A 22,232-nucleotide genomic window follows, 5' to 3' on the forward strand; every position below is an offset into this window, starting at 1 on the left:
ACGATGTCCGGGCATACGCCCAGGTCCCGCCGGTGCCTAAAGCCCCTGTTGGGAGCCTCCGCCGCCGTGCCAGCGTGGAAGAGGGTGCGGGCGTGGAAGGGCGGACGAGCGCGCCTGCCTGAGTGAGCGGGGAACGGCGGAGGCCATGAGTGCCTGCCCGTGAAGGGGTGATGGGTGATGCGCGGCTCTCCTCTTGGGATGACACGGACGGCCGGGATCGCGTGGGACATCTGGCGGGCCGGTCGGGCAAGCCAGGATGAGGTCGCCCGCCGGCAGCGCGACCGGCTCGCCGCGCTGGTCGAGTGCGCACGGTCCTCCTCGCCCTTCTTCCGCAGGCTGTACCGGGACGTCCCGGACGTGGTCCCGGACGTGGTCCCGGACGTGGTCCCGGACCGGGCCAAGGATCTGGGCAGGTATTTAGGGGAGCTGCCTCCGGTGGGCAAGCGCGAGCTCATGGAGAACTTCGATGACTGGGTGACCGATCCCCACATCACGCTCGCCGGGCTGAAGCAAGACCTGCTCGATGACCCGTCGCGGATCGGCGGCCTCTACCGCGGACAGTACCTCGTGGTGACGACGTCGGGGTCCACTGGTGAACCCGCGGTCCTGGTCCATGACCGGACCTCGCAGCTGGTGGCCATTCTCCTGGGCCCGATCCGCGAACGGCGGACCCTGATGGCGGCCAAGGAGGCGCGGGCTTTCCTGCACCGGGGACTGCGGGCCGCGGCGCTGATCGCGGACGGGGACCACTTTGCCGGCGTCGTGCTGACCGAATCCGCGCGGCGGCGCAGCCCCCGCATCGCCCGCCGGGTGCGCGTATTCTCCGTGCTCCGGCCGCTCCCGGACCTCGTGGCGGACCTCAACGACTTCCAGCCGACAGTGCTTTACGGGTATCCGAGCGCCATGGTGCAACTGGCCGCCGAACAGAAAGCGGGACGGCTACGGATTCATCCGCTCCTGGCGGTCGCGTCCGGAGAGAGCCTGGCAGCCCACGCAGCGGCCGAGATCGAGGCGGCCCTCGGCTGCCGGGTCACTGAGCGATACCTTGCCTCGGAGGCGCTCGCCCTGACCAGCCGCTGCCGGCAAGGGCTGCTGCACGTCAACGCGGACTGGAACATCGTGGAACCGGTGGACGACGCCTTCCGGCCCGTCCCGCCCGGCGAACTCTCCCACACGGTGCTGGTCACCAACCTGGCCAACCGGGTCCAGCCACTCATCCGGTACAACCTGGGCGACCGGGTGCAGCTGGCTGCCGGCCCGTGCGCCTGCGGCAGCCCGTTTCCCACGCTGCGGGTCGAGGGCCGCAGCGGCGGCGTGCTGAGCTTCGCTGCCGCCGACAAGGCAACGTTGGACGGCACAAGGTTGGACGGTCCAGGGTTGGACGGTGCAGTGCCGGACGGGGCAGTGGTGGACGGTGCAGGGTCGGACGGGAAAGTGGTCACCGTGCTGCCGTTGGCGCTGGGCACGGTGATCGAGGAGACCGCCGGCGTCCGCCGGTTCCAGGCGATCCGCACCGGGCCGCGCTCGCTCACCGTGCGGCTCGAGCTCTGGCCGGATGCCGCGACGACGGCCGTGCGGACGGCGGTGGGGGAGCGCCTGGGTGCGTTCTTCGCGGCCCAGGGCGCCGCCGGCGTCGACGTCCGCTTTAGCGATGAGCCGCCCCGGCCGGACCGGAGCGGCAAGTTCCGCGAGGTGTGGTCCGCCTGAGCCGGCTGCTGCTGCCCCTGCTGTTAGGGCTGTTAGTGCTGTTCCAGGATCCGCCGGGCGTCCTGCTGGGCCTGGAGCTGCTCCGGGGTCACGGACTGTCCGGTCAGGAACCCGGCGGCGGCCATGATCCGGCGCAGCTCCGCGACGCTGCGCGGGGTCCGTACCCCGTGGTGCGCCATGGCGTGGCAGTTGGCGCAGAGCGGGACGAGGTCTGTGATGGGGTCCAGTTCATACCCGCTGCCCAGCTGTGACACCGGGACCAGGTGGTGGACCGGGATGAAGTCTTTACCGATCTCGCCGTAGGCGATTTCAAACGAGAATCCGCACGCGGCGCAGCTGGTCCCGTGGTGGGCGACGCAGACCCTTCGGGCGTCCGGACTGTGTTCGTACTTGTTTACTTCGACCCGGGTGACCGCCGCCGCCGGGACGGTGCCGGGCACGGGCTGCGTGGGGTCAGCCGGCACCGGGCCAAACTCACCCCAGAGGCCGCGGAGCAGGGGCTCGACGGCGGGGTCGACGGCCAGCGCGGGACCATGAAGGGCTTCCCAGTCGATGCCGGGCACGGCCTCGGCGAGGACCCCGGTCGGGATCTGGTCGCCGGCGGGCAGGAGGGCGTCGAAGTCCACCTGGAGGTAGAGCGGGGACGCGCCTTGTGCGCCGGGCGGTGCGCCGGGCGGCGAGTCGGCCGGTACGCCGGTCCGGGCGGCGCTCGCGGAGTCCGGTGCCTGGACGCGGGGAACCGGCCGTTCCGCGACGATAACGCCGTGGCCGATCAGGCCGCGTCCGTGGCGGCCCTGGAGCACCAGCCACGCGTCCGTGCCGGCGGCGCTTCCGGCCGCGTTGCCGGCTCCGCTGTCGAGAGAGGTCCCGACGTCCCAGCTGGCCAGGTGCCGGCCGGTTTCGGCGACCTCTTCCAGCACGGCCGGGTAGGTCCAATCGTTCCATTCGTCGGGGTCCCAGACGAGGATGATTGCTGTCATCTGCCCATTGTCGCAGTGCCCGGACTGCCTGCGGCATTGTTGAGCGGCCCGGTCGGCCCGGTCATGCACGTGGCGTTGAGGGTGTCCTCCGCGATGGACTCCATTTGGTGCAGAATGTGGGTGTCCCCGCGTGGGAGCGGTTCCGGCGGGTAGGCCACGGCCATGGTGAGCTGCCGGGTTCCGTCCGCGCTGGTCATGGTGATGGTGCCGTAGCCGGGCACGTCGCCGGGATGGCCGTAGTAGAAGTCGTTGGTGCACAGATCGTTCCAGCGGACCACGCCGAGTCCGTACCTGGCGTAGAGCGGGCTCTCCATTTGCGTGATCGTCGCCGGCTTGAGCAGCTTGTTCTGCAGCAGCGCGCGGTAGAACGTATTCACGTCCGCCACGGAGGACACCATGCCGCCCGCGGCGTTGTCGATCTGGGCGGCCGGATAGGTGACGTCCAGTTGTTTGCGGTCCAGCGCGATGTAGCCGTGGATCATGGACGACGGCGCCGGCCCGGCCGCCGTCATCAAGGTTTCACTCAAACCCAGCGGCTCGATGATGTCGGTGCTGATCACCTCGCCGATCCGCCGGCCGCTGAGGCGCTCGACGATCAGCGCCAGGGCAATGTAATTCGAGTTGGAGTATTCAAATCCCTGGGCCAGCTTCGCCTGCCAGGAGATCCGCCCCGCCATGGCCAGCAGATCCGCCAGGCTCACCTTGGTGGTCAGGGCTTCGCGCACTGTGGCCGGATCGAACAACGGCCCGTCCACCGACGGCATGCCGGAGCGGTGCTGCAGCAGCTGGCGGACCGTGACCGGTCCCGGCGGGTGCATCACCTTGTTGAACTCCGGCAGGTAGGTGCTGACCGGCGCGTCCAGTTCCAGCCGGCCCTCCTCGGCCAGTTTGAGCACGCAGACGGCCACCATGGACTTGGTGACCCCGCCGATGTGCACCGGGTCCGTTATCTCGGCCCGGGACGGGCTGTTCAGGTTTCGGACCCCGTAGGCCGCGGACCACTCGTCCCCGCCCACGCGGACCTGGATGAGGACGGCCGGGGCGCCCTCGTCGAGCAATCTCCTGCCGAACTGTTCGAGCACGGACCGGTAGCCGGAATCGGGCGACGCCGGCGCCGGCGGTTTCGGCCCGGGGACGCAGCCGCCGAGGGCGGCCGTAAGCACGACGGCGAGGATTGCGGCCGTGAACCGGCGGGATTTTTCGCGGATCCAGACCATCGGCATGAGGGTCCTTCTTGCAGGTCGGGAGTGCAGTCAGGGCAGGAAAACGCCCCCAGCCAGGCACAGTCCTAATGCTTGTGATGGTCCTCAGGCAGACATCAGTCGACCAGAGCCATAAGTCACGGGTATGGATTCGACCGACATTCCGAGATCGCGGGCAACCGGCGCAGCGGGCTCAAAGCCTTCGATCATCCATAATTATCGCTGTGGACCATGCGCGAGTACCTCGGATCGAGGTCGTCTTCGAAACGGATCGGCTGCTGCTGCGGCCATGGCGGGTGTCTGACGCCGCCGTCCTGCGCGAGCTGTGGACCGAGCGCGATCCTCGCGTCCCTCCGCATCGTCGCATCAGTCCCGATGGTCACCCCACGCTGGAAGATATCGAGGACCGGATCCGTCGTGATAGCCGACACCCCTTCCCTGGGTTGCTGGCCGCAGAGCAAAAGAGTTCGGGGCAGGTCATCGGCTACTGCGGGCTGATTCCCAACGAGCACGGACGGGCTGGAGAGCCAGAACTCGCGTTCGAGTTCCTCCGCGAAGTCTGGCGCCAAGGGTTTGCGACCGAGGCCTCGTGGACCGTCCTCCAGCGGGCGCAGGCGTCGGGCTACCGACGCCTGTGGGCTACAGTCCGTGACTGGAACACAGCGTCACGCCGTGTGCTGGCCAAACTCGGATTTGTCGAAACCGGGCAAGTAGAACCTGACGAAATCCACGGCGATTCTCTCTTCACTACGAAGACACTCTGACCATAATCCGGCCCGGCACTGGAGCTAGTCGGTCCGTCTTGGTAGCTTCAACGCATGGCCATCAAACTTGAAAACGTCGGTATTGCGGTTCGTGACCTCGAAGCAACAATCGCCTTTTTCACCGACCTCGGTCTCACCGTCGTCGGCCGTGATACCGTCAGCGGCGAGTGGACCGACACTGCCGTCGGACTTGATGGCAACCATGCCAAGATTGCGATGCTCCAGACCCCGGACGGTCATGGTCGACTTGAGCTCTTCGAGTACATCCACCCTAAAGCGATCGAGTCGAACCCAACCCGTCCCAACGACATCGGCATGCACCGCGTGGCCTTCTCGGTTGACGACATCGACGAGGCCCTTGAGGTAGCTGCGAAGCACGGATGCCGTCCGCTACGCGGTGTGGCGACCTACGGTGACGTCTACAAACTCACCTACCTCCGAGGTCCCAGCGGAATCCTCGTGATGCTCGCCGAGAAACTGAAAAAAGACTGACACCCGGATCGGCCCGATTAGCCCGTGAATCGCGGCCATGCGATCGAGCTGATTGGCGGCCCATCCGGGTCAGTATCCACCAGAGTCAAACCGGCAGCTCACAGTTATCTGCGCAAGGCTGGGGTCGCCCGATGATGGATGGCGGGCAGCGGCGTGATGCGACATGATCAGAAGATGCGCCGATCCGGAAGGACTGCATTCTGGGCGGTCCCGCCGGCCCTGCGTGGCTACAGGATCGAGTGGCTGCGCCACGACTTGGTGGCGGGCGCCGCGCTCTTCGCGATCTTGGTCCCAGCTGGCATGGCGTACGCCCAGGCCGCCGGCCTTCCACCGGTGACCGGCCTGTACGCCACGGTAGTGCCCCTGCTTGTCTACGCGGCAGTCGGGCCATCGCGTGTGCTGGTGCTGGGCCCGGATTCCGCGCTCGCTCCGATGATCGTGGCAGCCTTGATTCCCTTGGCCGCGGATAACGAGCAGAAATCCGTGGCCCTGGCCGGTCTCCTCGCCATACTGATTGGCGGCATCTTGCTGCTCGGCTCAGTGCTGAGGTTGGGAATCGTCACTGGACTGCTGTCGAAGCCCATCCGGCTCGGCTATCTCAACGGTATCGCCTTGCTGGTGGCCGTGTCCCAGCTTCCCACCCTCCTGGGGATCTCCGTGGAAGGCGGTACACCCTGGGAAAAACTCATCGCCGCCGTGCCGAAGGTGCTTGCCGGCGAGACCAATTTGACGGCACTACTGCTCGGCTTGGTCTCGCTGGCGCTCATCTGGGTTCCCCGCCGGCTGAAATGGAAGGTTCCGGGCGTGCTCATTGCGGTGGTTGTGTCCTGCATCGCCGTGGCCGTGCTGGGACTCCAAGAGCGTTTGAAGGTCACTGGTGCCCTCCCGCAGGGGCTCCCTGCACCGGCCCTGGGTGGAATTGGCTGGGCCGACGTCCTGACACTGTTGCCCGCCGCCGCCGCGATCGCCCTCATCGTCTTCGTTGATACCGGTACCCTGGCACAATCCCTGGCGGCCGCAGAGGACGGCAGGGTATCCGGCAACCACGAAATGGCAGCCTTGGGCGCGGCGAACGCTGCCACCGGGCTGCTCGGTGGCTTCCCGGTGTCGGCCAGCACGTCCCGCACGCCGGTGGCAGTCGAGTCCGGGGCGAAATCCCAGCTCACGGGGGCCGTAGGCGCCGTCCTGGTGCTCGGCTTCATGCTTGTGGCGCCTGGCGTCACCGAGTTCCTGCCGGCCACAACCCTTGCAGCCATTGTCATCGCCGCAGCCGCCGCAATAGCCGACCCGGCCGGTGTGCGACGGCTCATCGGCATGAGCCGCAGTGAATCGTTGGTGATGCTCGCGGCCTTCCTGGGGGTGACCATACTGGGCGTCCTCCCGGGCATCGCCGTTGCCATCGGCTTGGCAATTCTGGACTTCCTACGGCAGGCCTGGGACCCCTACCGTGCTGAACTGGTGGACGTGCCCGGGGTACCGGGATACCACGACGTGAGCCGTCATCCGGAAGGGGAACGCATCCCCGGCCTGTTGATCCTGCGCTTCGACGCACCGCTGTTCTTCGGCAACGGCGCCTTGCTGGGGTCCTTCGTGCGCACCGAACTGGACCAGGCGGGGGACGGCATAGAACGCGTGGTGCTGGCGGCAGAACCAGTGACGGGAATCGACACGACTGCACTGGACGAGTTGGTGCAGCTTGACGAATGGCTGGACCGGCACGGCGTGGACCTGGTGTTCGCCGAGCTCAAAGACCCGGTCAAAGACAGATTGTTGCAGTACGGCATGGGCGCCCGCTTCTCTCCCGAACATTTCTACCCAACAGTGAGCGAAGCAGTGAGGGCGTTCCAACGGGAGAAAAGGGAGGGGTAGGGAACGGTTGTCCCCGGTCATCAGCCAGTTCAGTCACGGGCTCAGCCGACGGCGCGTGCGCCTAGAGGCGCACGCGCCACCACCGGGTGGTCGCGGTGCAGGTTTCCGAGGGCTGAGGCGCCCTGCGGCGACCCCAGTTCCTCGAAGAACTCCACGTTGGCGCGCACGTAGTCGTCCCACTCGTCCGGGACATCGTCCGAGTAGTAGATCGCCTCGACCGGGCAGACGGGATCGCAGGCGCCGCAGTCCACGCATTCGGACGGGTGGATGTAGAGCGAGCGTTCACCCTCATAGATGCAGTCCACCGGGCATTCGTCGATGCAGGCCTTGTCCTTGACATCCACACAGGGCTGGGCGATCACGTACGTCATGGCTGGCTACACACCCGTGTAGACGGTCTTGCCCCACGTGAAGAAGTCCAGCGCGGACTTCCCCTGTTCGCGGAACGTGTTGGTGGAGGAGTCCTTGACGCCGCCGAACGGCACGTTCAGGTCCAGGCCCGCCGTCGGACGGTTGACCTTGATGACGCCGGCCTGGGCGCGGGCGGCGAAGTCCGTGGAGAACGCCAGGGAGTCGGTGCAGATGCCGGCGGTCAGGCCGTAGCGGGAGCCGTTGATCGCGGCGAGCCCGGCCTCGTAGTCCGGGACCTCGAGGACGGCCACGACGGGTCCGAAGATCTCTTCGGTCACGGCGGCATCGTCGAAGGGCAGGTCCGTGAGGATGGCGGCCGGGAAGAGGAACCCGGCGTCCGTGCCGCCGTCGTACTCGCCGTGCAGCAGCGTGGCGCCGCGTTCGACGGCGGTGCGCACCGCGGACTGGTTCTGTTCGAACTGCTGGCTGCTCACCACGGCGCCCATCCTTGCGGCCTCGAGGCCGTCGCCGGCCGTGTACTGCGCGGCTTCCTCGGTGAGGGCCGCCAGGAATTCCTCGCGGATGCCGGGCGTGACGTAGACGCGGGACGTGGCGGTGCAGGCCTGGCCGGTGAGGCCGAACGCGCCGGCCGCCACCACCTGGGCGGCCTTGCGGGGATCGGCGTCGTCCAGGACCAGCACGCCGTTCTTGCCGCCCATTTCCAGCTGGACCCGGGCGCGGCGGGCGTTGAGGATCTCCTGCAGCCCCAGCCCGACGTTGGTGGAGCCGGTGAAGGACAACCCGGCGATGCGGGGATCGCGGGCCAGGGCGTCGCCCACCACGCGGCCCTTGCCGTGGACCACGTTGAACACGCCGGCGGGCAGCCCGGCGTCCTGCAGGGCGCGGGCCAGGTGCGTGGCGGAGAGCGGGGTGAGCTCGGCCGGCTTGATGACCACGGCGTTGCCGCTGATCAATGCAGGGGCGGACTTCCAGGCCGGGATGGCGATGGGGAAGTTCCACGGCGTGATGAGCCCGACGACGCCGAGAGCCTCGCGGCGGGTGGTGATGGTGGTGTCCGGCAGGCCGCTGGGCAGCACCTCGCCGGTGGCGGCCCAGCCGAGGGAACCGAAGAAACGCAGCACGTCGGAGGCGCGCTTGACCTCGCCCTTGGCCTCGGCGAGGGTCTTGCCCTCTTCACGGACGAGGTCCTCGGCGATGGCGGTCTGGCGCTCCAGGAGCAGGTTGCCGGCGGTCATCAGGATGGCGCCGCGGGACGGGGCGGGCAGTGCTGCCCAGGCCGGCTGCGCGGCGGCGGCGGCGGTGATGGCGGCGTCGACGTCGGCTGCGGTGCCGCTGGGGGAGAGGGCGGCGAGTTCGCCCGGGCGGGCCGGGTTCATCCGCTCGGTGTCCGCCCCGCCGAGCCATTCGCCGTTAATCAGGTGCCGGGCGGTGAGGAGGTCCCGGGCTGTTGCGGTTGAGGTGTCTGTGTCGGTGGAAGTCATGGTGTTCCTTCGTGAGAGTCGGAGCAGGGTGTGTGCTGAGTGTTCAGCGCCTGTGGCTAGAGCCCGCGGATCAGGCCGCCGTCGCAGCGCAGTGCCACGCCGGTGATGTAGGAGGCCGGGGCGCTGCAGAGGAACGCCGCGGCGGCGCCGAATTCCTCGGGTTCGCCGTAGCGGCGGGCGGGGATGGTCTTGCGGGATTCGAGCTGGATTTCCTCGGGCGTGGTGCCGCGCCGTTTGGCGGCGGCCTGGTCGAGTTCCGCGACCCGGTCCGTGGCGATGCGTCCGGGAAGGAGCATGTTGACCGTGACGGCGTCCAGCGCCACCTCGGCGGCGAGGGTCTTGAGGTAGCCGGCCAGTGCCGCGCGGCCGGTGTTGGACACGGCCAGGTTCGGCAGTGGTGCCACGACGCCGCTCGACCCGACGGCCAGGATCCGGCCCCAGCGCCGTTCCCGCATGCCCGGCAGGATGTGCGAGACCAGGGCGTGGTGCGGTTTGACGAGTTGTTCGAACGCCGCGGCGATGTCGTCCGCGCCGAGTGTGGCGGCCGCGCCGGGCTTCGGCCCGGGACCGTTGAGGACCAGGATGTCGATGGGCCCGAGTTCCGCGACTGTCTGCTCGACGGCTGCGGCCACGCCTTCGGCGGTGCTGAGGTCCGCTTCGATGGCGACGGCGCCCGGTCCGTAGGCGTCCGTCAGTTCGGCCACGATCTCCTTGGCGCGGACTTCGCGCCGGCCGGTGATGGCCACCCGGACGCCTTCGGCGGCGAGGGCCCGGGCGATGGCGAGGCCCAGGCCGCCGGTCGAGGCGGCCACAAAGGCGGTCTTTCCGCTGATTCCGAAATCCATCAGTTCCTCCCCGCCGTGGTCAGCACGGCGGCCGGGTTCTGGCCGAGGGCCTCGGCGGCCTCGGCCAGGTGCGTGCGCAGCCCGGTCCGGAGAACCTCCGGGAACGCCGCGGCCGGTGCCCGGACGCCGGCGTCGGCAATGAGTCCGCGCTGGTGCAGGCATTCCTTGCGGATCGCCAGCGCGATTTTCGCCTGCTGCTCGAAGTTGATCAGCGGCAGGTAGGGCAGCAGGGCATCGCGGGCGGCCTCGTAGCCGTCTTTCTGCCAGGCCTGCACGCAGGCGATGAGCGCTTCCGGGTAGGAGAAACCGGTCATCGCCCCCGCGGCGCCGGCCATGAGCTCGTCCAGCAGCCCTTGGCCGCCGAGACCGCCGAAGACGGAGACGTCGAGGGCTGCGGTGAGGTGCCCGATCGCCACGGAGGTGGGCGGGGCCTCGGCCTTGACCGCGGTGACGAAGCCGCAGGCCTGCACCACCGAAATGAGCGCCTCGGTGCTGATGTGGACGCCGCTGGCCAGCGGGTAGTCCTGCAGCACCACGTTGGCGCCGGTGGAGTGGTGGATGGCGTTCAGGTGCGCGATGACCACCCCGGGGGTGGCGGAGTTGGCCTGGACCATGACGGCCGACAGCCGGTCCCCGGTGGCGGCCTGGATGGAACGGATTTCATCGACGGCCGTGCCGGTGAAGAGGGAAGTCACTCCCACCACGAGGGGCAGGCGCGTTTCCTCCATGACCACTTCCAGGACCAGGCTGCGCTCGGCCGCCGTCAGGGCCGCGGCCTCGCCGAACACGCCCAGGACCGTGAGCCCCGTGGCGCCGATCGACTCGTAGTAGCTCACGAGCCCGGCCAGGCTGTCCGTGTCGACATCCAGGGCGCTGCCCTGGAACGGTGTGGCGACGACGCCCCACACGCCGGGTGTCAGTGACTCCCGCATTGGTTTCTCCTTCTAAGCTCTTGTTGTTCTTCGAGCGGCTGAATCTTCGGGCCGTGGAACGGCTAGCGTCCCGGCCAGTGCGGGGCGCGCTTCTCCTGGAAGGCGCGGACGCCCTCGGCGGAGTCTTCGCTGTCCAGCGCCGCCATGAGGGCGGGGAGCCGGAGGCCGCGGGCCTCGGCGGCGGTCAGGTGCGCGGTCTGCGTGACCATCTGCTTGACCGCCCGGACCGAGGTGGGGGCGCAGGCGAGGATCTGGTCCAGCCAGCGCTGTACCGCGGCGTCGAGCTGGTCCGCGGGGACCACCTCATTGACCAGGCCCATGGACTGCATCTCGGTGGCCTCGGCCTTCCGCCCGGTCAGGAGCATGCCCATTGCCTGGGTGTAGGGGATCCGGCGCACCAGCTGGTGGATGCCGCCGTCGAGCGCCAGGCGCCCGACGCGCGGTTCCGTCAGCCCGAAGCGGGCCGTGTCCGCGGCGATTACGATGTCCGCGCCGAGCACGATCTCCATGCCGCCGCCGAGCGCATAACCGTTGACCCGGGCGATCACCGGGATGTCCAGCGTGGTGCGCAGGCTGAGCCCGCCGAACCCGTTCGGGTCCAGACCGGCCCAGTATTCGAGCCCGGTCTTGTCCACGGCGGAGGCGGACATGTCCGCGCCGACGCAGAAGGCCCGGGTCCCGGCGCCGGTGATGACCACGGCGCGGACGTCCGGATCGGCTTCGAGCTGGTCCCAGATCTCGTTGAGCCGGGCCTGCGCGCCGCCGTCGACGGCGTTGAGCACGTGCTGGCGGTCGATGACCACGGTGGCGACGTGGTTCTCGATGGTCAGGGTGACCTGGTCAACGGCGGCGGGAACCGAGGCGGTATGCCCGGCTTCTGAAACGGCGGTCACCGAAGGACTCCCAGCTGCTGCAGGCGCTCGATGGTCTCGGCGTCGAACCCGTTCTCCAGCAGCACCTCGACGTTGTGTTCGCCGAGGCGCGGGGCCACCCGGCGGATGGTGGGCGGGGTGGCGGAGAGCCGGATGGGTGCGTTGAGCATCTTCACGGTGCCGACGCCGGGGTGTTCGGCCTCGACGATCATGTTGTTGGCGTGGGTCTGAGCATCGGCCAGGGTCTGTTCCAGGGTGTGGACCGGGGCGTTGAGCAGCCCCTGGTCTTCGAGCCGGGTGGTCCAGTATTCGGTGGTGTTGGTGGCCATGCGCTCGCGGAAGATCGCCTGCAGTGCCGGCTTGTGCTTGAACTGCTGTTCGAGGTTGGCGAACTCGGGCCGCAGCGTGAGGTCCTCGTCCAGGCCCAGGGCCTCGGAAATGCGCAGCAGCGGGTCCGGGGTGAAGCCGCCCACCATGCAGACGGCGCCGTCGGTGGTTTCAAAGACGCCGCTGAGCGGCATGGCGCCCCAGTTGACCTCGTAGCCGCGGTTGAGCTGCATGCAGGCCTCCTGCATCTGCAGGTGCAGCATGGAGTCGTACATGGTCACCTCCACCTTCTGCCCGACGCCGGCGGACTCGCGGGTGCGCAGTGCCAGCAGGATGCCCTGCATGAGGTGCATGCCCGTGATGTAGTCGCACAGCGTGGTGGGGTAGATGGCCGGTTTCATGTCATCGGACTCGCGCCGCCACATGACGCCGGAGTAGGCCTGGGCGATCGCGTCCTGGCCACCCTTGTGCGAGTAGGGGCCCTCGGGGCCGAAGCCGGTGCCGGAGGCCCAGATGATGCCCGGGTTCTGCTCCTTGAGGTCCTCGTAGCCGAAGCCCATCCGCTCCATGACGCCGGAGCGGAAGTTGCTGACCACGACGTCGGCGTCGGCGAGCAGCCGGTGGAGGACGGCTTTGCCCTCATCGGTGCGGGTGTCCACGGAGATGCTGCGCTTGTTCCGGTTGATGGACAGGAAGATCGGGTTGTCCTGGCCGTCCTTGTCCGGGAACGAGTTGCGGGAGATGTCTCCGGCGCCGGGGCGTTCCACCTTGATGATGTCCGCGCCGTAGTCGCCCAGCAGCTGGGTGCAGGACGGGCCCATGAACACCTGGGTGAAGTCCACGATCTTGATTCCCTCGAGCGGGAGCGGGGTGCCGGCCGGGAACGGGGTGCCGGCCGGCTGTGCCTCCGTCCCGGCGGCTGGGGCCGCCGTCGTGCCGTCTGCTGTTGTGCCTTCTGCTGTTGCGCCTGAGAAGAGGTCGTCGATGACGGTGCTCATGCCCCCACCACCGCGTCCACGTCAAGGGTGGCGTTCGACGACGGGACGTCGCCCGGGTCCGCGCCGTGCCGGCGCATGCCCTGCTGGATGTCCAGGGCGGAGACGTCGCGGACGAGGGTGCCGTTCTGGATCGCCAGCGCGGCGGCGACGCCGACTGCCTGGCCCATGGCCATGCAGGGCGGGATCTCGCGGGACATCTTCTGGGCCTCGGGGGTGGCGGAGTAGTGCCGGCCGGCGACGAGCAGCTGGTCCACTTCCTTGGGCAGCAGCGAGCGGAACGGGTAGTAGTAGTCGCGGCCGCGGGCCACGGTGTCGGCGAAGTGGCGGCGGGAGGTGACATCTTCCTTGGTCATGACGTACTCGCCTTCGAGCAGGCGGGTCTGGCGCACGCCCATCTGGGACGCGACGTCGAGCATGTAGCAGTTCTCGAAGCCGGGCAGGTTGGCGCGGACGTAGTCCACGGCCTCGGTGATGCGGTCCCGTGCGGCGAACTCGGCGGCCGTCATGTCCGCCGGGTCGACGCCGTCGAAGCCGGTCATGTGGGGTGCGTTGCACCAGACGACGCCGTCGATGGGGGTCTTGAGCCACCACAGTTCCCAGGCGCCGCCGAGGAGGCGCTTGATCTTGCGGTTGATGGCGCGGGCTTCCTTCGGGTTGGCCTGTTCGAAGGCCTCCGCGGCGTTGGTGTCGACGTTGCCCAGGCGGAAGACGAGCGTGGTGAGGTAGCTGTCCTTGACGTAGCTGGCGCCGGCCCGGGAGGCGACGTCGATGTCGCCGGTGGTATCGATGACGATGTCGGCCATGAAGGCCTGCGGGCCGGACTTGGTCTCGCAGATCACGCCCTTCATGACGCCGTTGTCCACGATGGGGCGGGAGAACCAGGAGTGCAGGCGCAGGTTGACGCCGGCCTCGCGGACGAGGTCGTTGGAGACACGCTTCCAGCCGTCCGGGTCGAAGGCTGCGGCGTAGCAGACCGGCTTGGGGGTGGTGTGGGAGTGGAAGTCGAAGGTGCCGTAGCGGCCCCACTTGTTCCACAGTTCCTCGGAGGTCTTGCGGTCATCGGCCGGCGGGACGATCGCCAGGCCCAGCTTCTGCAGCCGCTCGACGTACTCGGAGACGATGCCGGTGACCGTGATTTCCTGGCCGTTGATCATGTCATCGAGCACCAGGACCATGCCGCCGGAGGCGAGGCCGCCCAGGGAGGAGTAGCGTTCCAGCAGCGTGACAGAGGCGCCCGAGCGGGCCGCGGTGACGGCTGCGGCCACGCCTGCGGGGCCACCGCCGACGACGAGGACGTCGGAGCGGGAGATGACGGGGGCGGTGAGGTCCGCCGTGGTGGTGCTGAGTTCCAGCGACGACATGGCTGTGGACGGGTTCATGGGGGATCCTTACTGTTTCGGCCGAAGTGCCGTTAGAGGCGTGCCGTGGGAACGGGTGCCGTTGGAACGGTGCCGGTGACGTAGAAGACGGTGACGTAGAAGACGGTGCCCGGCAGTAACGCGGCAACGCTGACCGCGAAATCGACCCGGCAGAGGGTATGACGCATCGCGGCCCGTTGCGGGGCCGTGGTGCGGGCTGTTGGAGGGGTTCCGGCGGACACCGCGGTATAGAAGAGGCGTCCGGACCGGAGAAAGGTGACGGCGGCTAGGGCCGGCGGATCACCACGCGTGAGGTGCGTTAACCCAGATTGCTACGCAGACCTCTTCGTAGCTGTTCTTGTACCAGTGGGGCGTATCCGAGGAGAAGGTGATCGAATCGCCTTCTTCCAGGGTGTACTTCTCGCCGTCCAGGAAGATGTCCTTCCGGCCGGAGAGCACGATGCCGAATTCCTCGCCGCTGTGCCGGAAAGGAGTGGCGCTGGTGTCGTGGCCTGGCGGACTCACGATCCATTGGGCCTCCAGCGCACCGTTGAGGTCCGGGGTGAGCAGTTCATAGACCGCTTCACCCACGGACTTCTTGGTGACGCCCTTGAGGTTCCGCCGCTCGGCCTTGCGGACCACGGGGGACCTGGTTTCCTCCTGTCCGAGGAAGAACTTCCCCACCGGAATGTCCAGGCCATGTGCCAGCTGCGCCAAGGTGGTGAAAGAGGGATTGGCCAGGCCGCGTTCGATCTGGCTGACAATCGCCGGGCTGAGGCCAGTGACTTCCGAGAGCTTCGCAAGGGTCATTCCTTTGTCCTTGCGCATGTTGCGGACCTTGTTGCCGACGGTGGCAAGAAGGACGCTTGTGCCGGCGGGGGAATGTCCCGTGACGATTTCGTTGGTCATGCTCCGACTCTCTCTTGGTGAGCTAACACACATAACTATAGTGAAAACTTTTAGCGAATCAAGGTTTTAGTGAATATTTTTACGGTTCCGGGCCGAATCTGCGCCTGACGTGGGGCTTTGTAATCCGGCCCGGGCCCGGCCTGCTGCGGGCGGACGGGACTTCTCCGAAAACCATTGACTCTGTGAAGATCTTCAATATAGTTGTGTGAGCCGCAACACTTTTGGGAAGAACGCTTCAAACAGGTTAGGGCGCACAGCCTTCTGGCGGAAGGTGCATCCGACCCGCGAACACGTTCCTTGCCTTAAGCCAAGCTGCCGTGACATCTGCCAAGCCATCCGCAGAGCACGATGTTGGCCGGTCACCAGGGACCAGTTCCTTGTTGCCGAGCTGGATGGCCCGTTTGCATTCAAGCGCTACGAAGAGGCATGCGTAGCTATCTGGGCTAACTCGCCTCCCATGTGGTGAGCCGGTCCCGCCCCGCGGACCAAGCCAAACGATAGTTTCGATTGCCGGCGACCCCAACAGGGGTGCCCGCCGGCAATCCGTACCCTCACGCACCCCGAAAGTGCGGGGGAAGGAAAAAGGAATCATGACTGACACTGTCGTCAAGACTGACCTGGAGACCGGCCGCAAGTCCCGGCTATCTCCGGAAGTCCGCCGGGGACTGCTCGGCCTTGGACTTGGAAACACCCTGGAATGGTACGACTGGATGGTCTTCGGCCTGCTGTCGGCCTTCATCGGACCCAAGTTCTTCCCGTCGCAGGACCCCGTTGCCGCGACGCTGAGCGCGCTGGCAGTCTTTGCTGTCGGCTTCGCGTTCCGTCCGCTGGGCGGCATCCTGCTCGGCACCTTCGCCGACAGGATCGGACGACGGCGGGTAATGCTCTGGTCCATCATGATGATGGCGATCACCACCCTGATCATTGCCGTGTCGCCGACCTATGACCAGATTGGCCCCGCGGCCGGCGTCATCCTGCTGGTCTGCCGCATCGTTCAGGGCATCTCCACCGGTGTCGAAGCTCCGCTGTCCACCGCCCACGCCGTCGAACTCGTCCCCGAGGGACGCGAGGGCTTTGTCGCCGGCATCATCTCCTTCTACGTCAACGCAGGCATCCTGCTCGCCTCGCTGGTCAGCTACCTCTCGTCCCTGATGCTCGGTGGGGCCGTCATGGCCGACTGGGGATGGCGTGTGCCGTTCATCGTCGGCGCAGCCTTCGGCTTCGTCGTTGTCTACCTTCGCCGGACGCTTCCGGAAACCATGAAGCCGGAAGAGCTGGCGAACAACTCCGCCAAGACCGTCTGGGGTGGAGTGCGCAAGCACTGGCTCAGCGTCCTGGCCATCACCTTCGTCGTCGGCGCGGCGCAAGCCTACAACTACGCCTGGAACACCGGCCTTCCCACGGCGGCCCGCACCGGCTTCAAGGAGGACGCAACCGCCGTCTTCGCGCTCACCACCATCCTCGGCGTCGTGCTGGTTGTCGGCAGCCTCATCATCAGCAAGGTCGCTGACGGCAAGTCAATGTCCAAGTGGTTCCTGATCACCCGTGCGCTGGCCATTCCGTCCGTGTTCCTGATGCTGATGTACGTCAAGCCCGGCATCGCCGGCTTCGCGGCCGTCCTCCTCGGCGGCTCGGTTGTGCTGGTCCTGAACATGACCCTGTACAACGTGGTCACCAGCTCCCTGATGCCGAAGGGTTGCCGCGGTGCCGGCACCGCGCTCGGCTACGGCCTGGGCGTCGCCCTCTTCGGTGGCACGGCCTCCTACCTCCTGGTCTGGCTCCAGTCCATGAACGCCTCCTGGATCTTCCCCGTATACGTGGCTGTCCTGTCGGCGCTCAGCATCGTCTTCTACCTGCTCGCCCGGAAGAAGAACGGCATCTTCATCGGCCGGTAGAGCACCCAGCCGGCCACGAACGCAGCCGGCTACGACCACGGCCGGTTACGAAGACAGCCAGGCCAGAACACAGGCACGCAAGAACAGCGGTAAGCAGGAACGGAAAGTGGGAACCCTCATGGACGTCAGTCGCCCGGACACAAACGGTTTGCAGGCAAACGTGATCTCCTTTGATGTCGACGCCTCCGACGTGGAGCTTTACGAGGCAGCGCGCGCGCTGTTGCTCACCGCCCACCACAGCGAGAACCACCGGGTGGCGGCCGCCATGCGCGGTGAGTCGGGGGCCATCTATCTCGGACTGCACATTGGCGCCAAACGCATCAATGTGTGCGCCGAACCCAGCGCCCTCGCCAATGCCCGCATGGCCCAGGAGCCAGCAATCCACTCCGTGGTAGCCGTCAGCATGGACGGGCAGGGACACCCCCAGGTCACCAACCCGTGCGGCGTCTGCCGGGAGTTGCTGCGTTCTTACGGAACCGAGACGTCTGTACTGGTCGATGCCGGGGGCGAGGTGGGCAAGGTCCGGATCAAGGAACTGCTGCCCTTTCCCTGGATGCGTGCCACCGAAACGGAGTGGGACACTGTTCCGCCCCGCGTTCAGGAACACGCAACCTAACGAGCCGCCGCGGCACCCGCATCATCACCGGCGGCAACGGCAGCGGCAGGGCATCACGGAAGGCCGGGACTCACAAAGTCCCGGCCTTCCGCCGTGCCGGGAGGTTCCGCCGTCGGGCGGCCCCAGACGCCACACAGAAAGCTGGTGCAGCCGCCGCGTTTCCGCTAAACCGCTGCACCAGCAGGTAGTACGAATTTTCTGAATACTATGAAACGTTACTCATTCGCGGCTCCCTATGTCCCGGGGGTTGATGACCGGGTCTTTACGTCTTCTTCCAGGTGCCTTGTCATCAGCCAGCCTGCGCCGGCCATTACTACGCCCATCACCATGAAGGCCCAATTGTCCATGGTGTTCAGCGACAGGAAGTTGGCCGCCGAATCCACGCCGACGATGAAACCGTAAATGCTAAGGACGATGTACAGCAGACCGGAGCCCATGAGGAAATTCCGGGCGCCCATGGCAGTCCGGGACATGGTCAGGCCGGTGGCGCCGATCGCGAGCTGAACGATGTTCAGCAACATCGACACCTGGAACAGGCCCAGGAACAGGGCCTTGGAATCGGGCCCGAAGAACCTAAGTTCGCTGTAATTCGTAGTGATGCCGGGGATGAACCCCAGGATGCCCACGACGATCAGGACGATACCTGCACCCATGCCGACGTTCTGTACATCTGTCCGACCAAAATGAACGCCGTGCGCATGAGGAGATGCGGTAGTCATTATCTGCCTCCAACCACTGATTGCGGACATTTACAATTTTACGACCGGGGTGCGCAAAAAGCGCCGGGGGCCCCCGACGGCAAATCCGGCGGATCCGGCCAATGTGCCTGTCGGAAACCGGCCGGGTGCCGGGCCCGTGGCACCATGGATCTCGATGAAACTGCGCGCTGATCAGACCGGACAACGTGGCCTTCCCATGCCCCTGTGGCTGCAGGGTGCCCTCGAGTCCGCCCAGGCCGCCGTCATTTCCGCCCTCGTGGTGGTGGCCCCGATCGTCATTGTCTGGGCCACGGCCGGATTCCAGCATGACGGATTCGATGTCCTGGCACGCCTGGCCGGCCAGGCCTGGCTGCTGATCCACGGCGTGCCCCTGCTGCTGGACACCGCCGGTGCCGGGTCCGCCGCGCAGCCGGAATCCGGGACGCTCTCGCTCATCCCGCTGGGCCTGGCCCTCATCCCGTTCCTGCTCGCCTGGCGCGCCGGTCGGCGCCTTGCCCGCGCCTCATATACGGACCAGCTCTGGCAGGCGCTGCTCGGCTCCTGGCTGGCGTATGCCGGATTCGGGATTGCAACGGGCTTCGTCTGCCGCACGGCCGACGTCGGCATCAGCCTGTGGGCCGCCGCGTTCATTCCCCTCGTCCCGTTCGGGCTCGGCATGGTGGTGGGCGCGCGCCGCGAGGCCGGGTCGTGGAGCCGGCTGATCGGCGTCGACGCCGTGGCCTGGCTGTCCCGTACCAGCCAGCACTCGCGTTGGGCCGGGTCCTACCTGGGTTCGGCCATCAAGGCAGGCTCGGTGGCGCTGATGGCGAGCCTGGCGATGTCCGCCGCCCTGCTGGCCGTCGACCTCTTCATCCACTGGAACCTTGTGGTCGCCGTTTATGAAGGGCTCGACGCCGGCGCCATGGGCGGCGGTGTCCTCACCATCGTGCAGCTCGGCTTTCTGCCCAACCTCGTCGTCTTTGCCCTGGCCTGGATCTCCGGCGCGGGGTTCGCCCTGGGCGTCGGGTCGCTGGCCGGACCGCTCGGGACCGCCGTCGGGCCGCTGCCGTCCGTTCCGGTGTTCGCCGCGCTGCCGGCCGGTTCCCTCGACTTCGGCTTCGTGGCCCTGGTGGTGCCGGCGCTGGCCGGGGCGCTGGCCGGCTGGTGGTTCCTGCGCGAAGGCGAAAACCACTTCGACGAATGGCTGTCCATCAAGATCCGGGCCCGCTGGTTTACCGCCGCCGCCTCCACCGTGGTGCTGGGCGCGGTGATCGGCTCCGTCGCCGGGCTGCTCGCGGCGGGGCTCGCCTGGCTGGCCCGCGGTTCGGCCGGCATCGGTCGGCTGACGGAGATCGGGCCCGAACCGCTGCGCACGGCGCTGTTCGTGGCCGCGGAGGTCGGAATCGGCGTCGTGATCGGCTACGCGGCCGGACCGTGGCTGGAACGCCAGCAGAAGCTGCGCGAGGCAGACCTGGAAACGGTCAGCAGCCGCTAGGGCAGCGGCGTCGGTGCAGCTGTTAGCGCAGCTGCGTGGGTAGCTGGCTCGGCAGGGACTTCTCCAGCTGCGTCCTGCATTCCGAGGTTGCCTGCTGCGTCAGTGCGTAGCGGACGCACTGCTGGTAATCGCGGATCTGGTTGAAGAACAGCGTCGAGGCCAGGACCACCAGCAGCATCACCGCCGAAACCACCAGCCCGGATATCGCGCCGTACAGAACCAGCCGCGATTCCTTGTATTTCACCGCCCGGACCAGGACCACGATGCCCAGCACAATCCCCGCCACCGTGAGCAGCGCCGTCAGCCACACGTAGCCCACGTCGAGCTGGAAGACGAAGAACGAGCCCAGGACCGCGATGACGAACAGCCGGAACAGGGTGTGCGTCAGCCGTGCGGAATCTTGTGCTGCCTGGCCGGCCGGCTGCCGGTTCGACTGGCCGCTGCCGGATTCCGTGGGGGGATTCATGTTTTCCAGCCTACGCGAGCGGCCCCATAAGCTAGGACCATGCGCATAGTTGTCCTCGTTTCCGGCACCGGCTCCAACCTCCAGGCAGTAATCGATGCCGTGAAGTCCGGCGATCTCGACGTCGAGATCGCCGCCGTCGGCGCCGACCGGCCGGGGACGTTCGGGGTGGAACGCTCCGCCGCCGCCGGGATTCCCACGTTTGTGGTGGACTTCAAGGCCTACCCGGACAGGGCGGCCTGGAACGCGGCCCTGACCGAAGCCGTGGCCGGCTTCGCCCCGGATGTGGTGGTCTCCTCGGGCTTCATGCGGATTGTCAGCGCCGACTTCATTGACGCGTTTGGCGGCAAATACCTCAACACCCACCCGGCGCTGCTGCCGTCCTTCCCCGGCGCCCACGGTGTCCGCGACGCGCTGGCCTACGGCGTGAAGGTCACCGGCTGCACGGTGCACTGGGCTGACGCCGGGGTGGACACGGGCCCCATCATCGCGCAGGAAGCCGTGGCGGTCGGGGACGGCGAGAGCGAGGAATCCCTGCACGAGCGCATCAAGGTGGTGGAACGCCGGCTCCTGGTCTCCACTCTGGCTTCCCTCGCCGCGGCCCACACCCCTGCCTGAGTTCCGCGCTGCCTGATTCCCGCGCTGCCGGGTTTCCCCCGATGCGCTGACACTTGCGGTGGCTATCAGCGCTCAGAACAGCCTGGAGTGATAGCGCATCGGGTCGTGGGCGCGTAGCGGCCTTCGCGGCCCAACCAAGTGGTCGGACCCGCAAAAGTGAGTACTCGGTCCGAAAGTCAGGTACTGCAGGGCCAAAGACAGGTATTTCCGAGCCGATGCAAGTAGTGAAATGGGCAATAGTCTGACGCAGTCTCATTCATTCGTCGCATCTCCGGGGGTTCTTCATGTCTCGATTCAGCCTTGCCAAAACAAGTCCAAAAGTCCTGTGTCTCACTGCGGCGCTCGTTCTGGGAACGGGCGCCGTTTCTGCTGCCATCGCCGCCACTCCAACGTCGGGAACAGGCGAAATCAAGGGGTGCTTCAACAACAACAACGGCGGTGAGCTGCGGGTACTCCCCGCGGGCGCCTCGTGCGATTCCAAGAAGGAAACCGCAATCTCCTGGAACGCCCAAGGCATCCAGGGCATGCAGGGCATCGCCGGTGCCCCGGGGATCCAGGGTCTGCCCGGGTTGAAGGGCGACACCGGCGCCACGGGCGGAACCGGTGCCACAGGGGCCGCCGGTGAAACGGGCGCCACGGGGGAGACCGGTGCTACTGGCGAGACGGGGGCCACGGGCGCCACAGGTGAAACGGGTGCCCAAGGCGAGAAGGGCGACACCGGCGACAAGGGAGACACCGGTGTCACAGGTGAGACGGGTGCCGCAGGTGCCACAGGCGAGACGGGTGCCCAAGGCGTCCAAGGCGAGAAGGGTGATACCGGTGACAAGGGAGACACCGGTGCCACGGGCGCTGCCGGGACCCCCGGACTCCAGGGCGAGACGGGTGCCACCGGTGCAACCGGTGCTGCCGGACCCATGGGTGCCATCGGACCGGTCGGCCCTGCAGGGGCGAAGGGCGAGAGGGGCGCAACCGGCGCGACCGGTGCGACCGGTGCCGCAGCGTCCACCAGTGTGAGCGTCACGTCGGCCAGCGGCTCAACGCTCACCGTCGTCGCCAGCTGCCCGGCCGGCAACGTCGCCACCGGCGGCGGGTTCGCGATCAACAGCGGCAACGGCAACCAGGTCGTGGCCAGCCAGCCGGTCGTGGGCGCATCGGGTCAGCCCACGGGCTGGTCTGTCACCCAGCTCAAGGCAAACGCGCTCTCGGTGTCCGTGACCTGCATCCAGTAGCCGGGGGATCGGACCACAGACGACGGCGCCCCTCACCTGTCTCAGGTGAGGGGCGCCGTCGTAATTTCCCCGATGCGCTATCACTTGGGGTGGCTATCAGCGCTCAGAAC

At 67.3% G+C, this 22,232-nt stretch carries 22 protein-coding genes; 9 read left to right on the plus strand and 13 right to left on the minus strand.

Annotation, left to right across the window (positions count from 1 at the left end):
- Positions 1 to 198 precede the first annotated feature (198 nt).
- The gene (locus tag AC1D1A_RS05095; RefSeq protein WP_476947272.1) at positions 199 to 1,707 is read left to right on the plus strand and encodes a phenylacetate--CoA ligase family protein; all 1,509 of its coding nucleotides are present in this window, start codon (positions 199 to 201) and stop codon (positions 1,705 to 1,707) included.
- 32 nt (positions 1,708 to 1,739) lie between these two features.
- On the opposite strand, the gene AC1D1A_RS05100 is transcribed toward AC1D1A_RS05095, so the two are convergent.
- Positions 1,740 to 2,687, minus strand: a complete 948-nt coding sequence (locus AC1D1A_RS05100; protein WP_476947273.1) for an HNH endonuclease — start codon at positions 2,685 to 2,687, stop codon at positions 1,740 to 1,742.
- The gene (locus tag AC1D1A_RS05105; protein WP_476856632.1) at positions 2,684 to 3,910 is read right to left on the minus strand and encodes a serine hydrolase domain-containing protein; all 1,227 of its coding nucleotides are present in this window, start codon (positions 3,908 to 3,910) and stop codon (positions 2,684 to 2,686) included. Before AC1D1A_RS05105 ends, AC1D1A_RS05100 begins: the two co-directional genes overlap by 4 nt.
- A 203-nt stretch (positions 3,911 to 4,113) precedes the next feature.
- On the opposite strand from AC1D1A_RS05105, the gene AC1D1A_RS05110 reads away from it, so the two are divergent.
- The 3 genes from AC1D1A_RS05110 (at position 4,114) to AC1D1A_RS05120 (ending at position 7,014) form a co-directional block, all read left to right on the plus strand.
- Positions 4,114 to 4,653, plus strand: a complete 540-nt coding sequence (locus tag AC1D1A_RS05110) for a GNAT family N-acetyltransferase (protein WP_476849152.1) — start codon at positions 4,114 to 4,116, stop codon at positions 4,651 to 4,653.
- Between the two features lie 54 nt (positions 4,654 to 4,707).
- Positions 4,708 to 5,145: a VOC family protein gene (locus tag AC1D1A_RS05115; RefSeq protein WP_230012177.1), complete on the plus strand. Its 438-nt coding sequence runs from the start codon at positions 4,708 to 4,710 to the stop codon at positions 5,143 to 5,145.
- Between the two features lie 174 nt (positions 5,146 to 5,319).
- Positions 5,320 to 7,014 (plus strand): SulP family inorganic anion transporter, encoded by a 1,695-nt coding sequence (locus tag AC1D1A_RS05120; protein WP_476947274.1) that lies wholly within the window; start codon positions 5,320 to 5,322, stop codon positions 7,012 to 7,014.
- Between the two features lie 41 nt (positions 7,015 to 7,055).
- Here the strand turns inward: AC1D1A_RS05120 and fdxA are convergent, their stop codons facing one another.
- The 9 genes from fdxA to AC1D1A_RS05165 form a co-directional block, all read right to left on the minus strand.
- Positions 7,056 to 7,385, minus strand: coding sequence for a ferredoxin (gene fdxA / locus AC1D1A_RS05125; RefSeq protein WP_476872663.1), 330 nt, complete (start codon positions 7,383 to 7,385; stop codon positions 7,056 to 7,058).
- 6 nt (positions 7,386 to 7,391) lie between these two features.
- Positions 7,392 to 8,867 carry an aldehyde dehydrogenase family protein gene (locus AC1D1A_RS05130; protein WP_476947275.1) on the minus strand — a complete coding sequence of 492 codons (1,476 nt, stop codon included), beginning with the start codon at positions 8,865 to 8,867 and terminating at the stop codon, positions 7,392 to 7,394.
- A gap of 56 nt (positions 8,868 to 8,923) precedes the next feature.
- Positions 8,924 to 9,712, minus strand: a complete 789-nt coding sequence (locus tag AC1D1A_RS05135; protein ID WP_223915886.1) for an SDR family oxidoreductase — start codon at positions 9,710 to 9,712, stop codon at positions 8,924 to 8,926.
- Complete coding sequence (locus tag AC1D1A_RS05140; protein ID WP_476947276.1) at positions 9,712 to 10,644, minus strand: dihydrodipicolinate synthase family protein; 933 nt, start codon at positions 10,642 to 10,644, stop codon at positions 9,712 to 9,714. The genes AC1D1A_RS05135 and AC1D1A_RS05140 overlap by 1 nt, the downstream gene beginning before the upstream one ends.
- A 62-nt stretch (positions 10,645 to 10,706) precedes the next feature.
- Entirely contained in the window at positions 10,707 to 11,537 is an 831-nt protein-coding gene (locus AC1D1A_RS05145) for an enoyl-CoA hydratase-related protein (protein WP_476856624.1), read from the minus strand.
- Entirely contained in the window at positions 11,534 to 12,841 is a 1,308-nt protein-coding gene (locus AC1D1A_RS05150) for a CaiB/BaiF CoA transferase family protein (RefSeq protein ID WP_476947277.1), read from the minus strand. Before AC1D1A_RS05150 ends, AC1D1A_RS05145 begins: the two co-directional genes overlap by 4 nt.
- Positions 12,838 to 14,220 carry an FAD-dependent oxidoreductase gene (locus AC1D1A_RS05155; RefSeq protein WP_028277300.1) on the minus strand — a complete coding sequence of 461 codons (1,383 nt, stop codon included), beginning with the start codon at positions 14,218 to 14,220 and terminating at the stop codon, positions 12,838 to 12,840. Before AC1D1A_RS05155 ends, AC1D1A_RS05150 begins: the two co-directional genes overlap by 4 nt.
- 32 nt (positions 14,221 to 14,252) lie before the next feature.
- Positions 14,253 to 14,387 (minus strand): hypothetical protein, encoded by a 135-nt coding sequence (locus tag AC1D1A_RS05160; RefSeq protein ID WP_476856621.1) that lies wholly within the window; start codon positions 14,385 to 14,387, stop codon positions 14,253 to 14,255.
- A gap of 112 nt (positions 14,388 to 14,499) precedes the next feature.
- Positions 14,500 to 15,108 (minus strand): helix-turn-helix domain-containing protein, encoded by a 609-nt coding sequence (locus tag AC1D1A_RS05165; protein ID WP_028277301.1) that lies wholly within the window; start codon positions 15,106 to 15,108, stop codon positions 14,500 to 14,502.
- Between the two features lie 590 nt (positions 15,109 to 15,698).
- Between AC1D1A_RS05165 and AC1D1A_RS05170 the strand changes: the two genes are divergently transcribed.
- Positions 15,699 to 17,003, plus strand: coding sequence for an MFS transporter (locus tag AC1D1A_RS05170; protein WP_459384138.1), 1,305 nt, complete (start codon positions 15,699 to 15,701; stop codon positions 17,001 to 17,003).
- 106 nt (positions 17,004 to 17,109) lie between these two features.
- On the plus strand, positions 17,110 to 17,619 hold the full coding sequence (locus AC1D1A_RS05175; protein WP_476947278.1) for a cytidine/deoxycytidylate deaminase family protein: 510 nt from the start codon (positions 17,110 to 17,112) through the stop codon (positions 17,617 to 17,619).
- A 233-nt stretch (positions 17,620 to 17,852) separates the two neighbouring features.
- Here the strand turns inward: AC1D1A_RS05175 and AC1D1A_RS05180 are convergent, their stop codons facing one another.
- A complete protein-coding gene (locus AC1D1A_RS05180; RefSeq protein WP_253906807.1) occupies positions 17,853 to 18,272 on the minus strand; it encodes a DUF4383 domain-containing protein in 420 nt (139 codons plus the stop codon).
- A gap of 220 nt (positions 18,273 to 18,492) precedes the next feature.
- Between AC1D1A_RS05180 and AC1D1A_RS05185 the strand changes: the two genes are divergently transcribed.
- On the plus strand, positions 18,493 to 19,812 hold the full coding sequence (locus AC1D1A_RS05185; RefSeq protein ID WP_476947279.1) for a cell division protein PerM: 1,320 nt from the start codon (positions 18,493 to 18,495) through the stop codon (positions 19,810 to 19,812).
- Positions 19,813 to 19,834: 22 nt separating this feature from the next.
- Here AC1D1A_RS05185 and AC1D1A_RS05190 read toward each other — a convergent pair whose 3' ends face one another.
- On the minus strand, positions 19,835 to 20,278 hold the full coding sequence (locus AC1D1A_RS05190) for a hypothetical protein (RefSeq protein WP_476947280.1): 444 nt from the start codon (positions 20,276 to 20,278) through the stop codon (positions 19,835 to 19,837).
- Between the two features lie 39 nt (positions 20,279 to 20,317).
- Here AC1D1A_RS05190 and purN point away from each other — a divergent pair, with 39 nt between their 5' ends.
- Together purN and AC1D1A_RS05200 are read left to right on the plus strand one after the other, a co-directional pair.
- Positions 20,318 to 20,893, plus strand: coding sequence for a phosphoribosylglycinamide formyltransferase (purN, locus tag AC1D1A_RS05195; RefSeq protein WP_476856619.1), 576 nt, complete (start codon positions 20,318 to 20,320; stop codon positions 20,891 to 20,893).
- 284 nt (positions 20,894 to 21,177) lie between these two features.
- Complete coding sequence (locus tag AC1D1A_RS05200) at positions 21,178 to 22,122, plus strand: hypothetical protein (RefSeq protein ID WP_476947281.1); 945 nt, start codon at positions 21,178 to 21,180, stop codon at positions 22,120 to 22,122.
- Positions 22,123 to 22,232: the final 110 nt, after the last annotated feature.

Source organism: Arthrobacter sp. P1_B9 (assembly GCF_056406495.1).

Coding starts and splice junctions, on each gene's coding strand:
- AC1D1A_RS05095 (WP_476947272.1), top strand. CDS start 199: ATGACACGGACGGCCGGGATCGCGTGGGACATCTGGCGGGCCGGTCGG.
- AC1D1A_RS05100 (WP_476947273.1), bottom strand. CDS start 2,687: ATGACAGCAATCATCCTCGTCTGGGACCCCGACGAATGGAACGATTGG.
- AC1D1A_RS05105 (WP_476856632.1), bottom strand. CDS start 3,910: ATGCCGATGGTCTGGATCCGCGAAAAATCCCGCCGGTTCACGGCCGCA.
- AC1D1A_RS05115 (WP_230012177.1), top strand. CDS start 4,708: ATGGCCATCAAACTTGAAAACGTCGGTATTGCGGTTCGTGACCTCGAA.
- AC1D1A_RS05120 (WP_476947274.1), top strand. CDS start 5,320: ATGCGCCGATCCGGAAGGACTGCATTCTGGGCGGTCCCGCCGGCCCTG.
- fdxA (WP_476872663.1), bottom strand. CDS start 7,385: ATGACGTACGTGATCGCCCAGCCCTGTGTGGATGTCAAGGACAAGGCC.
- AC1D1A_RS05130 (WP_476947275.1), bottom strand. CDS start 8,867: ATGACTTCCACCGACACAGACACCTCAACCGCAACAGCCCGGGACCTC.
- AC1D1A_RS05135 (WP_223915886.1), bottom strand. CDS start 9,712: ATGGATTTCGGAATCAGCGGAAAGACCGCCTTTGTGGCCGCCTCGACC.
- AC1D1A_RS05140 (WP_476947276.1), bottom strand. CDS start 10,644: ATGCGGGAGTCACTGACACCCGGCGTGTGGGGCGTCGTCGCCACACCG.
- AC1D1A_RS05150 (WP_476947277.1), bottom strand. CDS start 12,841: ATGAGCACCGTCATCGACGACCTCTTCTCAGGCGCAACAGCAGAAGGC.
- AC1D1A_RS05155 (WP_028277300.1), bottom strand. CDS start 14,220: ATGAACCCGTCCACAGCCATGTCGTCGCTGGAACTCAGCACCACCACG.
- AC1D1A_RS05160 (WP_476856621.1), bottom strand. CDS start 14,387: ATGCGTCATACCCTCTGCCGGGTCGATTTCGCGGTCAGCGTTGCCGCG.
- AC1D1A_RS05165 (WP_028277301.1), bottom strand. CDS start 15,108: ATGACCAACGAAATCGTCACGGGACATTCCCCCGCCGGCACAAGCGTC.
- AC1D1A_RS05170 (WP_459384138.1), top strand. CDS start 15,699: ATGACTGACACTGTCGTCAAGACTGACCTGGAGACCGGCCGCAAGTCC.
- AC1D1A_RS05180 (WP_253906807.1), bottom strand. CDS start 18,272: ATGGGTGCAGGTATCGTCCTGATCGTCGTGGGCATCCTGGGGTTCATC.
- AC1D1A_RS05185 (WP_476947279.1), top strand. CDS start 18,493: ATGAAACTGCGCGCTGATCAGACCGGACAACGTGGCCTTCCCATGCCC.
- AC1D1A_RS05190 (WP_476947280.1), bottom strand. CDS start 20,278: ATGAATCCCCCCACGGAATCCGGCAGCGGCCAGTCGAACCGGCAGCCG.
- purN (WP_476856619.1), top strand. CDS start 20,318: ATGCGCATAGTTGTCCTCGTTTCCGGCACCGGCTCCAACCTCCAGGCA.
- AC1D1A_RS05200 (WP_476947281.1), top strand. CDS start 21,178: ATGTCTCGATTCAGCCTTGCCAAAACAAGTCCAAAAGTCCTGTGTCTC.